This window comes from Neoroseomonas rubea (genome assembly GCF_016106015.1).
Taxonomy (GTDB): domain Bacteria; phylum Pseudomonadota; class Alphaproteobacteria; order Acetobacterales; family Acetobacteraceae; genus Neoroseomonas; species Neoroseomonas rubea.
On record NZ_JACADQ010000058.1, the window covers coordinates 1 to 17,342 of the forward strand.

General features: G+C 71.0%; 16 protein-coding genes. 7 read left to right on the top strand and 9 right to left on the bottom strand.

Annotated features, from left to right (window positions below):
• On the bottom strand, nt 1–552 hold a 552-nt coding region (locus tag HW577_RS08645; RefSeq protein ID WP_198375740.1), incomplete at its 3' end, for a hypothetical protein.
• The gene (locus HW577_RS08650) at nt 549–1,400 is read right to left on the bottom strand and encodes a dienelactone hydrolase family protein (RefSeq protein WP_232474784.1); all 852 of its coding nucleotides are present in this window, start codon (nt 1,398–1,400) and stop codon (nt 549–551) included. The genes HW577_RS08645 and HW577_RS08650, both read right to left, overlap by 4 nt.
• A 332-nt stretch (nt 1,401–1,732) precedes the next feature.
• Between HW577_RS08650 and HW577_RS08655 the strand changes: the two genes are divergently transcribed.
• Nucleotides 1,733–2,905 carry an AraC family transcriptional regulator gene (locus HW577_RS08655; RefSeq protein ID WP_198375742.1) on the top strand — a complete coding sequence of 391 codons (1,173 nt, stop codon included), beginning with the start codon at nt 1,733–1,735 and terminating at the stop codon, nt 2,903–2,905.
• Between the two features lie 189 nt (nt 2,906–3,094).
• Here the strand turns inward: HW577_RS08655 and HW577_RS08660 are convergent, their stop codons facing one another.
• Together HW577_RS08660 and HW577_RS08665 are read right to left on the bottom strand one after the other, a co-directional pair.
• The gene (locus HW577_RS08660; protein ID WP_198375743.1) at nt 3,095–4,069 is read right to left on the bottom strand and encodes a quinone oxidoreductase family protein; all 975 of its coding nucleotides are present in this window, start codon (nt 4,067–4,069) and stop codon (nt 3,095–3,097) included.
• Nucleotides 4,066–4,578 (bottom strand): methylated-DNA--[protein]-cysteine S-methyltransferase, encoded by a 513-nt coding sequence (locus HW577_RS08665; protein ID WP_198375744.1) that lies wholly within the window; start codon nt 4,576–4,578, stop codon nt 4,066–4,068. Before HW577_RS08665 ends, HW577_RS08660 begins: the two co-directional genes overlap by 4 nt.
• A 136-nt stretch (nt 4,579–4,714) precedes the next feature.
• On the opposite strand from HW577_RS08665, the gene HW577_RS08670 reads away from it, so the two are divergent.
• The 6 genes from HW577_RS08670 (at nt 4,715) to HW577_RS08695 (ending at nt 10,678) form a co-directional block, all read left to right on the top strand.
• Nucleotides 4,715–5,068 carry a (2Fe-2S) ferredoxin domain-containing protein gene (locus HW577_RS08670; RefSeq protein WP_332837565.1) on the top strand — a complete coding sequence of 118 codons (354 nt, stop codon included), beginning with the start codon at nt 4,715–4,717 and terminating at the stop codon, nt 5,066–5,068.
• A 94-nt stretch (nt 5,069–5,162) separates the two neighbouring features.
• Complete coding sequence (mnmE, locus tag HW577_RS08675) at nt 5,163–6,482, top strand: tRNA uridine-5-carboxymethylaminomethyl(34) synthesis GTPase MnmE (protein ID WP_198375746.1); 1,320 nt, start codon at nt 5,163–5,165, stop codon at nt 6,480–6,482.
• Between the two features lie 90 nt (nt 6,483–6,572).
• Nucleotides 6,573–8,441 (top strand): tRNA uridine-5-carboxymethylaminomethyl(34) synthesis enzyme MnmG, encoded by a 1,869-nt coding sequence (gene mnmG, locus HW577_RS08680; protein ID WP_198375747.1) that lies wholly within the window; start codon nt 6,573–6,575, stop codon nt 8,439–8,441.
• Complete coding sequence (gene rsmG / locus HW577_RS08685; protein ID WP_198375748.1) at nt 8,438–9,025, top strand: 16S rRNA (guanine(527)-N(7))-methyltransferase RsmG; 588 nt, start codon at nt 8,438–8,440, stop codon at nt 9,023–9,025. The genes mnmG and rsmG overlap by 4 nt, the downstream gene beginning before the upstream one ends.
• Complete coding sequence (locus HW577_RS08690; RefSeq protein ID WP_198375749.1) at nt 9,012–9,824, top strand: ParA family protein; 813 nt, start codon at nt 9,012–9,014, stop codon at nt 9,822–9,824. The genes rsmG and HW577_RS08690 overlap by 14 nt, the downstream gene beginning before the upstream one ends.
• The gene (locus HW577_RS08695) at nt 9,821–10,678 is read left to right on the top strand and encodes a ParB/RepB/Spo0J family partition protein (protein ID WP_232474785.1); all 858 of its coding nucleotides are present in this window, start codon (nt 9,821–9,823) and stop codon (nt 10,676–10,678) included. Before HW577_RS08690 ends, HW577_RS08695 begins: the two co-directional genes overlap by 4 nt.
• 92 nt (nt 10,679–10,770) lie before the next feature.
• Here HW577_RS08695 and holA read toward each other — a convergent pair whose 3' ends face one another.
• The 5 genes from holA to HW577_RS08720 all read right to left on the bottom strand — a co-directional run bounded on the left by holA (nt 10,771) and on the right by HW577_RS08720 (nt 17,029).
• Complete coding sequence (gene holA, locus HW577_RS08700; protein ID WP_198375750.1) at nt 10,771–11,796, bottom strand: DNA polymerase III subunit delta; 1,026 nt, start codon at nt 11,794–11,796, stop codon at nt 10,771–10,773.
• Nucleotides 11,797–11,804: 8 nt separating this feature from the next.
• Nucleotides 11,805–12,317, bottom strand: a complete 513-nt coding sequence (lptE, locus tag HW577_RS08705; protein WP_198375751.1) for an LPS assembly lipoprotein LptE — start codon at nt 12,315–12,317, stop codon at nt 11,805–11,807.
• Nucleotides 12,307–14,901: a leucine--tRNA ligase gene (leuS, locus tag HW577_RS08710; protein ID WP_198375752.1), complete on the bottom strand. Its 2,595-nt coding sequence runs from the start codon at nt 14,899–14,901 to the stop codon at nt 12,307–12,309. Before leuS ends, lptE begins: the two co-directional genes overlap by 11 nt.
• Nucleotides 14,902–15,050: 149 nt before the next feature.
• Complete coding sequence (locus HW577_RS08715) at nt 15,051–15,602, bottom strand: DUF3576 domain-containing protein (RefSeq protein ID WP_198375753.1); 552 nt, start codon at nt 15,600–15,602, stop codon at nt 15,051–15,053.
• 92 nt (nt 15,603–15,694) lie between these two features.
• On the bottom strand, nt 15,695–17,029 hold the full coding sequence (locus tag HW577_RS08720; protein WP_198375754.1) for a porin: 1,335 nt from the start codon (nt 17,027–17,029) through the stop codon (nt 15,695–15,697).
• Between the last annotated feature and the right edge of the window lie 313 nt (nt 17,030–17,342).

Genomic DNA, 17,342 nt, shown 5'->3' on the forward strand with positions numbered 1-17,342 from the left:
GCGCAGCGGCAGGTCGTCCGCGGCGCGCGGGTCCGCGCCGCGCGCGAAGGCGGGCGCCCTGCCGCCGATCGCAACCGCCGCGACGTAGCGCGGTCCGCGCCCATCGGGCTCGCCGGCCATCGGTTCGCGGACAAGTTCCAGCACCGTCGCGGTGCCACGCCCATAGCCGATGGCGACGACCGGGCCGGCGCCCGCGACGCGCGTGATCGCATCGAGCGCGCCGCGCGCCGCGGCGGCGACGGCGTCACGCCCGGCCCGGAGTGTGGGGCAGGGCACGGGCACGAGTTCCAGCACGGCGGCGCGCTGGGCCAGCAGAACCGCCACCAGCTGGTCGCGCGCCGTATCGTTCAGCGACTCTTCCGCCACCAGGACCACCGCGCCGTCGCCGCTCCGCCATGAAGACGGCAGACTCACGACTGCGCCCGTCCGGCATTCCGGCGTGGCAGCGAGGGTGACGTCCAGGTGCTCGTAGGTCACGTATTCATCGGCGATGGCCGGCGCACAGGCGAAGCCGGCCGCCAGGACGGCCGCGGCGAGATGGGACGGTTTCACGGGGATTCTCCTGTGTTCGTCAGGATGGAATGGTTCCGCGCGCGCGCGGCGTGGTCCTCCGCGACGGGGACAACCGCAGCGGGCCTCGCGGCCCCGGCGCCTCGCGGCGTGAGGCGCGCGGCGAAGAAGCTCGCCACCTGGGTCGCCGAGAGTTCCGCGCCCTGCGGCCAGTGGCGGACCGCGACACGCTGCCCAGCACGGCCCGGCCAGGGTAGGCTGGGGACCTCGTACTGCCCCGACGGCGTCAGATCCCATGCATAGCCGGCGCCGGCATACTCGATGCGCCGCACGTGGCCCGTTCGCATGAGGCCTTCCGCAAGTCCGATGCAGTCGCTGGGTGGATTGGCCGGATCGGCATCGCCGTGCAGCAGCAGGATTGGCGATCGCGGCCCCGGGCCATCGCCCGCCTCGAGTCCGGCGCAGCCGGGATAGAGCAGCGCCAGCCCAGCGACACGGCCGGCCGGCGTGGCATCCGCCGCGGCCCGCATCGCCACCCGGCCGGCGCCGCCGAAGGCGAGCAGGCCGATCGGCGCCGTGGCGAAGCGCGCATCCTCCGCGAGGATGGCCGACACCCCGCGCAGGCGGTCGAGCGCGTCGCGCGCATCAGCGGCCTGGTCGCCGGGACCGCCATCCTCGGCGGAGGTGTCGAGCAGGTCCACGTGCAGGACCGCGATGCCCGCCGCCGTGATCTGCTCGGCGTATCGCCAGCCACGCGCGTCGATGCCAGTCGTGTCGTGGATCGCCACGACCACCGCCATCGGCGTGTCGGCGGGTGGGTCGTCGGGCAACCACAGGAGACCCAGGTCGCGGACGGCGTCACGCTCACCGGCGAGGCCGATGGCGGGCATGAGGAGCATCATCGAGAACGCCGCCGCGACGAAGCCTTGCCCAGCCCGGCCTCGCCGCGGGCCGCGAAGCGGGTTCATCGATGCGCATCCGCCGTGCTGGCGATGGTGCGGCAAGGCGCCATCGGGCGGATCGCGGTCGCTCCTGGCCAGCACGCGCCAGGGGCGCCACGGGCGCCGGCAGCCCGATCACGGGACCCCGGGAATGGTCCGCCTGTGTTGTTCTCGGCCCGATAGGGATCGGTCATGTGCGCTGCCCCTTGCTGTGCGGGGCGCGGGCGTCGCCTGCGCCGCCAGGCTTGTTCGGCGCAAGGTCTCACGGCTTCGTGAGCAGAGTGGGCGGGACCTCGGGGTCGCGCCGCTTTTGCTGCGTTTTCCGTATGGTCCCTGCCGAAATCGTCTATCCTTGGCTGCCGGGTACTGGTTGTTTCGCCCACTCGGGCGCCAGAACGGGACGCGATGGGATGTCTTTTGGCACAGGCATCGTCGATACGGACGCCCTGCCCCTTTTTGATGTCGTCCGCGCAACGGACCCCGCGGAACTCGGACCTCGGTCGCAGGTCAGCAGCCGCCTTCCGCCTTCGGGGCAGGTCTACAAGTACCGGCTGCAGGACCGCGCCGTGTGGCGGATGCGGTTCGAGGATCCGATCTTCAGCATGGCGATCCGCAGCGCCGGAGCGATCGTGGTCAGCCTCGCCGACAGCCGCTTCGCCACCGAGGTCGCCATCGAGGGCGACGAGAGCGCGCTGTTCTGCGTGACGATGCCGCTGCAGGGCGACCTGACGCTGGTCCGGGACGGCGTCGCGACGACCAGCACCGCGGCGCAGGGCCTGGCCTTCCGCCCCGGCCCGCGGACCCGCATTCGGATGAGCGACGCCACCGCCCGCGCCAATGTCTTCATCAAGGTGCAGGAGGTCGAGCAGGCGCTCGAGCACGCGCTCGACCGGCGCCTGCGCGAACCGCTCGAATTCCGTCCGGAACTCGCGTGGAAGAGCGGCCTGGCTGCCAGCCTGAAGCGCCAGCTCGATGTCGTGCTCGCCGAGTTCCGGAGCCCCCACGGGGTGGCGGACAATCCCGTCGCCCTCGCCGCGACGACCGACCTGCTGGTGACGTTGCTGCTGCGCGCAGTGCCGCACAGCTACTCCGATCAGCTGGACGTCGGGGCGGGGGGCGCGGCGCCGGCCTATCTCCGCCGCGCCGAGGAATTCATGCGCGTCAACGCCGCCGAGCCTGTCCGCATCGCGCAGGTCGCGCTCGCGGCGGGATGCAGCGCCCGTACCCTGAATGACGTTTTCCGGCGTTTTCGCGGCACGACGCCGCTCGGTGCATTGCACGCGGCCCGGCTGGATGGTGTCCGGAACGCGTTGCGGCTGGAGGGCGCGGGCGCCTCAGTCGCCGAGGTTGCGCGCCGCCATGGCTTCACGAACCTTTCGCGCTTTGGCGCCGCGTATCGTCGCCGCTTCGGCGAAGCACCGTCGGACCTTGTCCGGCGCGCGTCGCGCATTTAGCGGCGGATCGCTGCGGGACCGGCAGCCGCGCAATGGCCGCCGGACACCGTCAGGCGCCGCATCGACCGTGCGCGGCATCACCCGCCCGCATCGCTCCACCGTTCACGCGACGGCCGGTCCTTAGGGGCGTTGCGCAGCAACGCCGAAGGACTTCGTGGGGCAGCAATTCCCCGACCTGCCCCCTTGGTATCAAGGCAGCAGAACGGTGCTGCCGGTGGTCTGCCGCGCTTCCAGGGCGCGATGCGCGTCTGCCGCGTTTCTGAGCGGAAAGGTCTGATTCACGCGGATCTGCACGGCGCCGGAGGAGACGACCTCGAACAGGTCGTTGGCATGGGCGACGAGGTCCTCTCGCTTCGCGGTGTAGGTCGCGAGCGTCGGCCGCGTGACATAGAGCGAGCCCTTCGCGGCCAGGATGCCGAGGTCGGGAATCGCCACGGGCCCGGAAGCATTGCCGTAGGACACCATCATCCCGAAGGGCGCCAGGCAGTCGAGGGAGATGTTGAAGGTGTCCCGTCCGACACTGTCGAAGACCACGGGCAGCATCGCACCGCCGGTGATCTCCTTCACCCGGGCGGGGATGTCATCGGACGTCAGCAGCACATGGGCGGCGCCATGGGCGCGGGCGAGGGCGGCCTTTTCCTGGGTGCTGACGACGCCGATGACGGTCGCGCCGAGATGCTTCAGCCACTGGCACATGATGAGGCCGACGCCGCCGGCCGCGGCATGCACCATCACGGTCTGACCCGAGCGGACCGGGTAGCACTTCTTGACCAGGAACGCCGCGGTCATGCCCTGCAGCATCATCGCCGCGCCCTGCTCGAAGGAGAGCGGCTCAGGCAGTTTCACGAGTCGGTCGGCCTTGATGCAGCGGGCCTCGGCATAGGCGCCAATGGGCGCGGTGGCGTAGGCGACTCGATCGCCCGGGGCGACGTCCGTCACGCCATCGCCCACCGCCTCGATCACGCCCGCGCCTTCCATGCCGATGATCGCGGGCAGGGAGGGCGCCTTGTAGAGGCCGGTGCGGAAATAGACGTCGATGAAGTTGAGGCCGACCGCCTTGTGGCGGACGAGCGCCTCGCCGGGCTTGGGGGCAGGGAGGGGGATTTCCTCCCAGACCATTTTCTCCGGGCCGCCGGTCTCGTGGATGCGGATGGCGTGGGTCATTCGGTGCGTGTCCGTATGGTGCCGCGCCTTTTGGCGGCCGTGAAAAGGGTCCAGCCCCCGGGGGCGGCGCCCTCGAGGTCCAGCAGGTAGCGTTTCGTAGCCTCTCCCTCGCCGCCCGAATAGCCGCCGAGCGTACCATCGGCCGCGACGACACGGTGGCAGGGGATCAGGATGGGAATGGGGTTGGCACCATTAGCCTGGCCGATGGCGCGCGCCGCCCGGCAACCGACGGCACGGGCAATGTCAGCATAGGTGCGTGTCTCGCCCGCCGGGATGGCGCAGAGTGCGTCCCAGACCCTGCGCTGGAAGTCGGTGCCATGCGGCGCGAGGGGCAAGTCGAAGGCCGACCGCGTCCCGTCGAAGTAGTCCTGCAACTGCTCGCGCGCACGTAGGAGCAGGGGCGTGGCCACCTGGTCCCGGCCACGGCCCCAGTCCAGGGCGACAATCGCGCCATCGTCTTCCGAGACGGTGATCTCGCCGAGCGGGGTATGGAGGGAGAGCTGCGGCATGGGTGCGGGGAGAGACACCCGGGCGGCGCCGGCCGTCAAGCATGGGCGCAGGCCCTTCATGCCCAGGAATGGACGAAGCTTGGAGGGGATGGGCCGGGCCGCTACATGCGCCAAGGGACCGAACCGGAGACTCCCCGTGACCGATGCCGACCCGCCGCCCTTCTATTCGGCGCACCTGTTCGTCTGCACCAACCGGCGCGGGGATGAGCATCCGCGCGGATCCTGCGCCGCGCGCGGCTCCGAGAGGCTGCGCGACTACATGAAGGCGCGGGCCAAGGAACTGAAGATCCCCGACATCCGGGTCAACACGGCGGGCTGCCTGGAACGCTGCGAGTTCGGCCCGGCCATGGTGATCTACCCTGAAGGCGTCTGGTACAGGCCGACGAGCGTGGAAGACGTCGAGGAGATCCTGCAGGTCCATGTCATCGGCGGCGGGCGGGTGCGGCGGCTGATGCTGACGGAGAAGGACGTGCCGCCGCCCAAGAGGTGATGTTCCACGTGAAACCAAAGAGGGGGGGAGGGAACTCCCCCGCGCCCCCTCCTTGTTCTGGCTGGGCGCCCGGCCAATGGCCGGGCGGAAGACCATGAGCCAGCAGGATACGATCTTCGCCCTGGCGAGCGGCGCGGGGCGGGGCGCGGTCGCGGTGATGCGGCTTTCGGGGTCGGCAGGCAGCACAATCCTGCAGGGACTCGTCGGGCGGCTACCGGAACCAAGGCGCGCCAGCCTGCGGCGACTGAGGGCACCCGAAACCGGCGAGGTCATCGACCAGGCGCTGGTACTGTGGTTTCCGGGCCCGGGCTCCTACACAGGGGAGGACAGCGCGGAACTCCACCTGCATGCCGGGCCGGCCATCATCGCGGCCGTGGGGCAGGCCCTGGTCACGCTCGGTGCACGGCCGGCCGAACCGGGCGAATTCACGCGCCGGGCCTTCCTCAACGGCCGGATGGACCTGACGGCCGCGGAAGGCATCGCGGACCTGATCTCGGCAGAGACCGAGGCGCAGCGCCGCCAGGCCCTGCGGCAGGCGGATGGGGCCCTGGCGCGGCTCTATGGCGGCTGGGCGGACCGGCTCGCCCGGCTTCTTGCCCACCAGGAAGCAGCGATAGAGTTCGCCGAAGATGACCTCCCGACGGACCTCGGCGACCGGGCGCGGACAGGCGCGGCGGCACTGCGGACGGAGATCGCGGCGCATCTGGCCGATGAGGGGCGGGGCGAGCGGCTGCGGGAAGGGCTGGTTGTCGCGATCCTCGGCGCACCCAACGCCGGGAAGTCGTCGCTGCTGAATGCGCTGGCAGGACGGGAGGCAGCGATCGTCTCCGCCCGCGCCGGCACGACGCGGGATGTGGTCGAGGTGCGGCTCGACCTGGCGGGCGTGCCCGTGACGCTGGCCGACACGGCGGGGTTGCGGGAATCGACGGACGAGATCGAGCAGGAGGGCATCCGCCGCGCGCGGCGCCGGGCGGAGGAGGCGGACTTGGTGCTCGCCGTCTTTGCCGCGGACATGGCCCCGGATGCCGAGACCCTGGCCTGGGTCCGTCCAGGGGCGGTGGTGCTGGCGAACAAGGTCGATGTCGCGTCCGCGCCCGGGGTGATTGGCGGGGTCACGCCGCTGGCGGTCTCGGCCCGCACCGGGGTCGGCCTGGCGGAATTGCGCGCCCGGCTGGCGGCGGAGGCGGCGAGGCTGGCGGGTACCGGCGATGCGACCCTGCTGACCCGCCCGCGGCATCGCGCCGCCCTGTCAGAGGCGGTCGCCTGGCTGGCCGAGGCGGAGGCCGCCACGCTGCCGGAACTGGTCTCCGAGACCCTGCGCGCCGCCCTTCGCGCCCTTGGCCGCCTTACCGGTCGCGTCGGTGTCGAGGACATCCTCGACATCGTCTTCCGGGACTTCTGCATCGGAAAATAGCCGCTGCCCGGCTGAGAGGGCGGAAGGGCAAAGAAGGGAGGGGGCTCGGGGGAGGTTCACCTCCCCCGGTCCTCTCCGTATATCCCCGCCATGGACCAGTCTTTCGACGTCATCGTCATCGGCGGCGGCCATGCCGGCTGCGAGGCTGCCGCGGCCGCGGCGCGCTGTGGCGCGCGCACGCTGCTGCTGACGCATCGGGTCGAGACGATCGGCGAGATGTCCTGCAACCCCGCGATCGGCGGGGTGGGCAAGGGCCACCTGGTGCGGGAGGTGGATGCCCTCGACGGCCTCATGGCCCGTGCGGCCGATGCCGCCGCCATCCATGTGAAGATGCTGAACCGATCCAAGGGCCCGGCGGTACGGGGCCCGCGCGCCCAGGCGGACCGGCGGCTCTACCGGGCCGCGGTGCGTGGGCTCCTCGAGGCGCAGCCCGGGCTGGTGATCCTGGCCGCGGCGGCGGAGGGTCTTGAGACCTGCCCCGATGGCGGCATCGCCGCGGTGCTGACGGCCGACGGACAGCGCTTCGCCTGTGGGGCGCTCGTGGTGACGACCGGCACCTTCCTGCGCGGCGAGATCCATATCGGGGAGAGGCGCATCCCGGCCGGCCGCGTGGGCGATGCGTCGGCGGTCGGCCTGGCGCTGGCCTTCGAGCGGCTGGACCTGCCGCTGGCGCGGCTCAAGACCGGCACGCCGCCGCGGCTCGACGGCCGGACCATTGCCTGGGACGAGTTGGAAGCGCAGCCCGGGGACGATCCCCCCGAACCTTTGTCCTGGATGACGGACCGCATCACGAACCGCCAGGTGGTCTGCGGCATCACCGCGACGACGCCGGCGACGCATGCATTGATCCGCGAGAACCTGCACCAGAGCGCTGTCTATGGCGGCCGCATCCAGGGGGTAGGCCCGCGTTATTGCCCTTCGATCGAGGACAAGGTGGTCCGCTTCGCGGACCGGGAACGGCACCAGATCTTCTTGGAGCCGGAAGGGCTGGACGACGATACGGTCTATCCGAATGGCATCTCGACCAGCCTGCCGGAGGATGTGCAGGCAGCGATGATCGCCTCCATCCCCGGGCTGGAGCGGGCCCGCATCCTCCGCCCTGGCTATGCGATCGAATACGACCATGTGGACCCGCGGGCGCTGACCCCGGCGTTGGAGGTCCGGTCCGTGCCGCGCCTGTTCCTGGCCGGCCAGATCAACGGCACCACGGGGTATGAGGAGGCCGCCGCGCAGGGCCTCATGGCCGGCCTGAATGCCGCGCAGCGTGCCTCGGGCGATGTGCCGGACCGGGTACTGACGCGCGGGGAGGCCTATGTCGGCGTACTGGTCGACGACCTCGTCCTGCACGGCGTGAGCGAGCCGTACCGGATGCTGACCGCGCGGGCGGAGCACCGGCTCGTGCTGCGTGCCGACAATGCTGGGCTGCGGCTGACGGAGAAGGGCATCGCCTGGGGCTGCGTAGGGACGGAGCGCGCCGCGCGCCATCGCGCCTTCGCCGCCGCGTTGTCGGATGCGTTGGCACGTGCGCGAGCCGATGGCGCGACACCGGCCGCGCTCGCCACCCAAGGCATTGCCGTGAACCAGGATGGCCGGCGACGGAGCGTCCTCGAGGTCCTCGCTCTTCCGGGTGTCGAGGCCGAGGCGGCCGACCGGGCCTTCCCCTGGCTGCGGGACGTGCCGCCAGCGCTGCGTGCGCAGCTGGAGGCGGAAGCACTGTACGCCCCCTATCTGCGCCGCCAGGAAGCCGAGATGCGGTTGCTTGAACGGGAGGAGCGCACACCGATTCCCGCCGGTCTGGATTTCGCCGCAGTGCCCGGACTATCGGCCGAGATGCGCCAGCGCCTGGCCGCCGCGCGCCCCGCGACGCTCGGCTCTGCCGGCCGCCTGCCTGGCATCACGCCGGCGGCCCTGGCCGCCCTGGCGGTCGCCCTCCGTCGGGAAGGCGTGCGTTTCACGTGAAACCGGACCCGGCGCGCGACGCCCGGCTGGCCGCCTATCGCGACCTGCTGCTGCGCTGGAACGCCACCATCAACCTGGTCTCGGCCAGGACGGCGGCCGATATCGACCGGCGACATGTGGCGGACAGCCTCCAGCTCGTGCCGCTGCTGCCGGAGGAAGGATCGATCGCGGATCTCGGTTCCGGCGGCGGGTTGCCGGGGCTGGTGATTGCGGCCGCCCTGCCGGAGCGCGAGGTTCATCTGGTCGAGTCGGACCGCCGGAAGGCCGCCTTCCTGGTCGAGGCCGCCGCCGCCATGGGCCTGAAGCGGGTGCGGGTGCATCCGCAACGGATAGAGCAGGTGCGCCTGCCGTCACTGGCCGCCGTCACGGCGCGGGCCTTGGCGCCGCTCGACCTGCTGCTCGGCTTTGCCGCCTCGCTGTTGGCGCCGGGCGGCATCGCCCTGTTTCCGAAGGGCCGCGCGGCGGAGGAGGAGTTGACGAGCGCCGCCGCGCACTGGCACTTCACGGTTGAGCGGTTCACGAGCCGCACGGACCCCGAGGCCACCATCCTCCGTCTCAGCGAGATCCGCCGTGCCGGCACCTGAACGCCCGCAGCCCCGCATCATCGCGCTTGCCAACCAGAAGGGCGGCGTCGGCAAGACCACGACAGCGATCAACCTGGGCACCGCGCTGGCCGCGAAGCGGAAGGTGCTGCTCATCGACCTGGACCCGCAGGGCAATGCCTCAACCGGCCTGGGCATCGGCAGGCAGGACCGCGGAGCGGGGTCCTACGCGCTGCTGACAGGCGAGAAGCCGCTACGCGAATTGCTGCGGCCGACGAAGATCCCGAACCTCACCCTCCTGCCCGCCGACCCGGATCTCGCCGGCGCCGAGATCGAGCTCGTCGGCCTCGAACACCGCGAACGCCGCCTGCGGGACGCGCTGGAGGCCCAGGCGGATGCGCTGGCCGGCACCGAGATCATCCTGATCGACTGCCCGCCCTCGCTCGGCCTGCTGACCCTGAACGCACTCGTTGCGGCCCACGCGGTGCTCGTGCCGCTGCAGACGGAATTCTTCGCCCTCGAAGGCGTCTCCCAGATCACCCGGACGGTCGAGCGGGTGAAGCGCGCGCTCAATCCGGCACTCGAACTGGAAGGCATCGTGCTCACCATGTTCGACAGGCGGAACAACCTCTCGGAACTCGTCGCGGCCGATGTCCGCGCCTTCTTCGGGGAGAAGGTCTACAGCACCATCATCCCGCGCAATGTCCGCATCAGCGAAGCGCCCTCCCACGGCCTGCCGGTCATTCTCTACGACCATCGCTCGGCCGGCGCGCAGGCATATGTCGACCTCGCCGCCGAACTCCTGAAGCGCGAACGCAAGGCGAGGAAATCCGCCGCATGAAGAAGCCCGCGCGCCTCGGCATGGGGCTCTCCGCCCTGATGGGCGACAAGGAACTCCCGCCCGTCCCGACCCAGGCGGGGGCGCCCCGCAACCTGCCGGTCGAGGCGCTCGAACCAAGCCCGTTCCAGGCCCGCGCGACGCCGGACCCCGCGGCGCTCGCCGAACTGGCGGCATCGATCAAGGAACACGGCATCCTCCAGCCCATCCTGGTACGACCCAAGCCAGGCGCGCCGGGGCGTTTCCAGATCCTCGGGGGCGAACGGCGCTGGCGCGCCGCCCAACAGGCCAGGCTGCACGACGTCCCCGTCGTCATCCGCGACCTTGACGACCGCGCGGCGATGGCCGCCGGCCTGGTCGAGAACCTGCAGCGCGAAGACCTCAATGCGCTCGAGGAGGCGGAAGGCTACCAGCGCCTGATCGGGGAATTCGGGCTGAAGCAGGAAAGCCTCGGCCAAGCGGTCGGCAAGTCCCGCAGCCATGTCGCGAACACGCTGCGCCTGCTGAACCTGCCACCCAAGGTGCGCGACTTGCTGCGCGCCGGCACGCTTTCCGCAGGGCATGCGCGCGCGCTGCTCGGGGCGGAAGATCCGGAACGGCTCGCGGCCCTGGTCGTCGTGCGCGGGCTCTCGGTCCGCCAGACGGAAGCCCTCGCGGCGGCCGAGCCACGCGATCCCGCCGCGCGGCGAAGCACGAAACAGGATGCCGATACCGCGGCGCTCGAGCGGCGGCTCACCGAACGGCTTGGACTCAAGGTCGGCATCCGCTCGGCTGGAAAGGGCGGACAACTTACCATCACCTATAAGGACCTCGACCAGCTTGACGGCGTGCTGCGCCTGCTCGACCCGGAGGCGTGAATCCCGAGGGGGCGTCGCCTTCTCGGACTCCCCCGAAAGGAAACCGAGTTTCCCGGACCTTCTGACTACTGAACAGGCCTAGAAACGCGAAATCACGACCGGCGACCGCGCAAGGCTTCGCGCGCCAACCCCATGACCGCGGCGCGCGCGACAGCGCGGTCGGGCATGCCCGTGGTCTTCGTGCGGCGCTCGGCTTCCAGCAGCATTTCCCCAGCGGCGGCCAGCGCTTCCGGGCGCCAGCAGCGCAGCGCGCGCTCGAAGGCCGGGCGCGCCTTGAAGAAGACTGGGGGGCGCAAGCCTTCCACCGCGTCGCGCACCGAGGCGCCGCGCGCCACCAGCAACGCCGCCGCCTCGAGCCGCTGCACCTGGCGCAGCGCGCCACGGATCACGGCAACGGACACTGCGCCTTCCGCGAAGGCGGCCTCCAGCGCGGCATCGGCGCGCGCGGCATCGCCCTCGCTCGCGGCCGACAAGGCGGCATCGAGGTCGAGCGAGGAGCCCTCCGACAGCGACGCCAGAGCATCCTCCTCCGTCGCCCGCCCGCCGGCACCGACATACAGGGCCAGCTTCTCGCACTCCCGCCGCATCAGCAGCCGGTCCTCGCCCAGCCGCTGCGCCATCCAGGCCACGGCGGACGGCTCGGCGGAGACGCCGTACTCCTTCAGCACGCCGACGATCGAGGCTTCCAGCGCCGCCCCCGTCTCGGCATAGCAGGCGATCACGGCCGCTTCGGGTCCCGCCTTCTCAAGCGCGGCGCGCAGTCCCTTCCGACCATCCAGTGAGCCGGCCTCCAGCAGCACGATCCCGGGCCCGGCGCCCGCCAGCACGGCCTTGGCGGCATTCGCGAGACCATCCGTCGCATCCCGCACGCGCACGAGGCGCCGCCCGCCAGTAAGCGCAGGCGTCGCAGCCTCCGCCGCCAGCAGTGTCGCGTCCTTGGCCGCGGCCTCCCGCGGTACATCCACCAGCCGGAACGGATCGTCGCCGGCCACCGCGCGCGCCAACGAATCGCCGCGTTCGCGAACCAGCCCGCCATCCTCGCCGAAGACCAGCACGAGCCGCGCCGCGCCGGGATCGGCCAGGAAGCCCGCGATGCGCCGCGCATCGAGCTTCGCCACCGCGTGCCTCAGCCGGCCTGCGGCGGCCCGGCCTCGAAGCGGACCGACAGGCTGCGCACGATGTCCTCCGCCAACTGGTCCACCAGCCGCTGCTCCATCGCCTGTCGGGCAGCATCGCTCGCGAAGAACTGGTTCTCCGGCACGTTGAACGCGTCGAAGGTGCGCTCCGCACCGCGCGCGACAAGCCGCGGCGGCCGGTTCGTATCGAACAGGAACCAGGTGGCGGTCCCCGTGTAGCGCACGCGCGTCGGCGTGCCATCCCGCGTGAAGCCCTGCACCTCCGCCCCGAAGGCGAGGCCCACGCGCAGATCGTAGCGCGCCTCCGCCTCGCTGGTCGCGAGCCGCTCCTCGAGCCGCCGGCGCATCAGCTGGCCGTTGCGTTCCAGGATGCGCGCAACGCGCACTTGCCGCAGCCCGGCCACCGCGCCGCCACCATCGGGCCGCTCGGCATACATCGGCCGGAAGCCGCAGCCGGCGAGCAGCGCCGGCGCCAGGACGAGGATGCTTCGCCTAGACGACAAGGTTCACCACCCGCCCCGGGACATGGATGCGCTTCCTGATCGGCTTGCCGCCCAGGGCGCGCTGCACGTTTTCCTCGGCCTCGGCCGCGGCGAAGATCGTCTCCTCGCTCGCGCCCACCGGCACCTCGATCGTCGCGCGCAGCTTGCCCAGCACCTGCACCGCGAGCGTCACCGTCTCCGCCACCAGAAGCGCGGGGTCGGCATCCGGCCAGGGCAGCTGCGCAACCAGTGTCGCATCGCCCGGGCGGAGCAGGGACCAAGCTTCCTCCGCCAGATGCGGCATCATCGGCGCGGCGAGGCGAGCGAGCATCTCCAGCGCCTCCCGCCGCGCCCCGCCGGGCGCGTCCTTCGCCGCCTCGATCGCATTGGCGAATTCGTACAGCCGCGCGACAGCGACGTTGAAGGCGAAGGTCTCCAGCGCCTCCGTCACCGCAGCGATGGTCCGGTGCGTCGCGCGGCGCAGCGCGCGGCCCTCGGCCTCCGGCGCCGTGCCTGGCGGCGGCAGCGCAGGCAGCGCCGCCTCCACCATGCGGAAGATGCGCTGCGTGAAGCGGTAGGCCCCGGCGACGCCGGATTCCGTCCATTCCATGTCCCGCTCGGGCGGGTTGTCGGACAGGATGAACCAGCGCGCCGTATCCGCCCCGTATTTCGCGATGATGGCACCGGGGTCGACCGTGTTGCGCTTGGACTTGGACATCGCCTCGACGCGGCCGATCGTCACCGCCTCGTCCGTGCCCTTCACCGTGGCGCTGCGCGTGCCGTCGGCGGCGGTCGCGAACTCCACCTCCTCAGGATACAGCCAGCGTCCATCCGCACCCTTGTAGCTCTCGTGCTGCACCATCCCTTGCGTGAACAGCCCGGCGAAGGGTTCGTCCACAGCCAGGTGCCCGGTCGCCTTCATCGCGCGGGAGAAGAAGCGCGAATACAGCAGGTGCAGGATCGCGTGCTCGATCCCGCCGATATACTGGTCCACCGGCAGCCAGGCATCGACCGCCTCGCGCGTCACCGGCACCTCCGCGCGCGGGGAGCAGAACCGCGCGAAGTACCAGGATGAATCGACGAAGGTGTCGCAGGTGTCCGTCTCCCGCCGCGCGGGCTTGCCGCAGGACGGGCAGTCCACGTGCTTCCACGTCGGATGATGGTCGAGCGGATTGCCGGGCTTCGAGAAGTCAACATCCTCAGGCAGGCGCACCGGGAGCTGGTCCACCGGCACCGGCACCGCGCCGCAGGCATCGCAATGGATCACGGGGATGGGGCAGCCCCAGTAGCGCTGACGGGACACGCCCCAGTCCCGCAGGCGCCAGTTCACCACGCCGGTGCCGCTGCCCTGCTTCTCGAGCGCGTCGATGGCGGCGCGCTTGGCCTGCGCCACCGGCAGCCCGTCGAGGAAGCCGGAATTGAAGGCCGTGCCGTCCTCGGTATACGCGGTGTCGGCCACGTGGAAGGACGCCGCGTCCGCACCGTGCGGCAGCACGACGGGCGTGACCGACAGCCCGTATTTCCGCGCGAAGTCGAGGTCCCGCTGGTCATGCGCCGGGCAGCCGAAGATCGCGCCCGTGCCGTATTCCATCAGCACGAAGTTTGCGATCCACACCGGATACTCGGCGCCGGTGAAGGGGTGCTTCACGCGGAAGCCGGTGTCGAAGCCCTTCTTCTCCGCCTGCTCGATCGCGGCTTCGGAGGTGCCCATGCGCCGGCATTCGGCGACGAACTCCGCCGCCTGCGCGTTCGCGGCCGCGGCCGCGGCCGCCAGCGGATGTTCCGCCGCGACGGCGAGGAAGGACATGCCGAACAGCGTGTCAGGGCGCGTCGTGAAGACCTCGATCTCCGCCATGTCGGCGGCCGGTTCGGCCAGCGCGAAGCGCACCCGCGCGCCCTCGCTGCGCCCGATCCAGTTGGACTGCATCAGCTTCACGCGGTCCGGCCAGCGGTCGAGCCTGCCGAGGGCGTCCAGCAGGTCGGGCGCGAACTTCGTGATGGCGAGGAACCACTGGCTGAGCTTCTTCTTCTCGACCAGCGCGCCGGACCGCCAGCCGCGACCGTCGATCACCTGCTCGTTCGCCAGCACGGTGCCGTCCACCGGATCCCAGTTCACCCAGGATTCCTTGCGCTCGACCAGGCCGGCCTTCCAGAAATCGAGGAAGAGGTGCTGCTGCTGGCCGTAGTATTCCGGATCGCAGGTCGCGAATTCCCGCGCCCATTCCAGGCTGAGGCCCATGCGCTTCAGCTCGTCGCGCATGTTGGCGATGTTGGCGTAGGTCCATTGCGCGGGATGTACGCCGCGCTCGCGCGCCGCGTTTTCCGCAGGCAGCCCGAAGGCATCCCAGCCCATCGGGTGCATCACCAGGTGGCCGCGCGCGCGCTTGTAGCGGGCAACCACGTCGCCCAGCGTGTAGTTCCGCACATGCCCCATATGGATCTTGCCGGAGGGGTAGGGGAACATCTCCAGCACGTAGTACTTCCGCGCACCGGGCGGCGGCACATCGGGCACGGCGAAGCAGGCGCGCTTGTCCCATTCCGCCTGCCAGCGAGGCTCGGCGGCGCGGAAATCGTAGCGCGGGGACGGGGTCGGGGCGTCGTTCATGATGCCGCGATGCATAAGCCGCGGCGCCAAGGATTCCTAGACTGCTCGCCGCGCCGGATGGCGCGCGGCAACCAGCCCGCTTCCCTGACACGTGCGGCGCGCCGGCAGGCCCGGATGGCCCGGACCGCTGGACGAAGACCGGCGGGCGATCAGCGCCCTGCCGTCTGGCTCCGCAGCTCGCGGGCGCGCGCCAGCACCCGGTCTTCCAGCTCCGCGCCGGTGGAAGCCGCGACCGGCGCATCCACCCAGGAATTGCCGCCACGCACCTGGCGGAAGACCGACACGCGCACGCCATCGGACCGCAGCTGCCGGCCCATGACGTAGGCGGTTGCCTTGAACCTCTCGGCACCCGCGCCGGGGGGCGAGTACCAGTCGGTGATGATCACGCCACCGAACGGATCGGCCGAGGCGAGCGGCATGAAGGAGAGCGTGTCGAGCGTCGCGCGCCAGAGATAGGCGTTGACGCCGAGGCCAGCGCCGCCGGCCGCGTCCTCCCGCGGGGTGCGGGCGGTGCCAAAGAGGACGATGCCGTCATCGGCCCCGGTCAGACGGCCGGCCACGCGGGCGCGGCGGCTGTCGTCGTTGTATTCATTCCGCCCCACGTCCCGGACGCTGTCCGAGCTGCAGGCGGCGATGATCATGGGGATGCCGAGCGCCGCGAGGGCACGGGCAGGGCGGCGGGTGATGCGGGCGCGGGTCATGGAGGCGTGTTCTAGCGCCTGAAATGGGGCGATGAAAAGACGAAGGGCGGCAGGGTCTCCCCTGCCGCCCCCCGGAAGGCACGATTTCTGGATCAGAAGGCGAGGCGGATGCCGGCCATGCCGATGTTGATCGTGCGGGTCGTGCTGCCGTTCTGGCTGAACGTGGTCGTGCCCGCACCGCCGAAGCGCGCGTTGCTCGGCGCCGTGAGCGGCACGTTCTCGTCCTGGATGTTGTTGTAGGCAACATACAGGCCCAGGCCCGGCGCCAGGTTGTACACGGCGCCAAGGCCCCACACGGTGTGCTTGCGGTCAGCGATCGCGACACCGGCGGCGTTCGTGCCGTTGTCCTGCTCACCCTGGCCATACACCGCGCCGAACACCACCGGGCCGAGCGTGTAGGTCGCGCCGATCAGGTAGTGCCAGCTGTCCTCGAGGCCGTCGTTCAGCGCCCGGCGGCCGACGCTCGCGCCGCCGTAGGAACCACGGGCGTATTCACCACCGAAGGCGAAGCCGTAGGCCGCGATCTGGGCGCCGACGAAGTAGGCGTTCACGTCCTGCGGACGGTTGCGCTCAGTGCCCGAGAACACCGCGGTGTTGGTGATGTTGCGCGGCGCGTCGGCCCACATGCCGCCGACCATCGCCTGGAAGCCCACCGGGCCGAAGGTGCCACGATAGCGGATGGCCGCCGAGATCTCGTTCTCGATCGTGTTGCGGTTACGCTGCTCGGTACCGAACTCGCCCTCGTTCGCGTTCGGCGCGAAGGACACGCCGAAGTCGAAGCCGGCGAACTGCGGCGACAGGTAGCCGATCTTCGTGGCGTCGTTGCCGTCGTTGATGCCCGAGGCGATGTAGGGCGAGCCGTCGAAGAAGCCGGTCTGGTCGATGAACTCATCCCACACCGCGTCGCCGCCGAGCGCACCGGCGGCCGGGGCACGGACGATGAGCAGCGAGGCCGCGCTGTCTTCCTGGCCGAAGTAGAAGGTGCCGATGCCCTGCGGACGGATGAAGCCGTACATCTCGTCGAAGTTCACCGTCGAGCCGTTGGTGCCGACGTTGTCCGACTGGAACTCGAGCACCGCGCCGTACTGCATGCCGTTGGCGGCACGGCCGTCGATGAACACCTGCAGTTCCATGTCGTTACGGAAGTCGTAACGCGAACGGGCTTCCGTGTTGCGGGCGCCGAAGCGACGCGCACGGTCGCCGTCATCCTGGATCATCGCGCCGCTGAACTCGAAGAAGCCGCCGAGGCGAACGGACAGGCCGCCCGCACCGGCGATCGACGGCGCCGGCGCCGCCGTCAGCGACTGGCCCTGGCCCTGGCCCGGGGCGAGGCTGCCGGTACCGGCCGTGGTGCCCTGGGCGAAGGCCCCGGACGAGAGCAGGGCGGCGCCGACAACGGCGGTCGTCCCCATCAGAATCTTGCGCATTCAAGTCCTCCTCAAGGCCGGCGAACCGGCAGTTCCCTGGGCCTCCTGCCCCCCCGGACAGGTCCGCCGCCGCTTCCCCCGAACCAGACGGAAGGGCGGCGTGGTGGCCTGCAGCGGACTATGTCCCGCCTGCCCGCCCGCGGGCAACCGCGCAAAACCCGCAGGCGCGACTTACCTGAGACAGTGTGGCGGGGCCGCCACAGGCATTGGCAGCAGCCCCCCGATCGCCGCGATCCCCGCCGCGCCCGGCGGTATGCGCCGCGCCGTGCCGGCCGCGACACCGCCCAGCGCAGCGGCCGGGACCGGCCGCAGG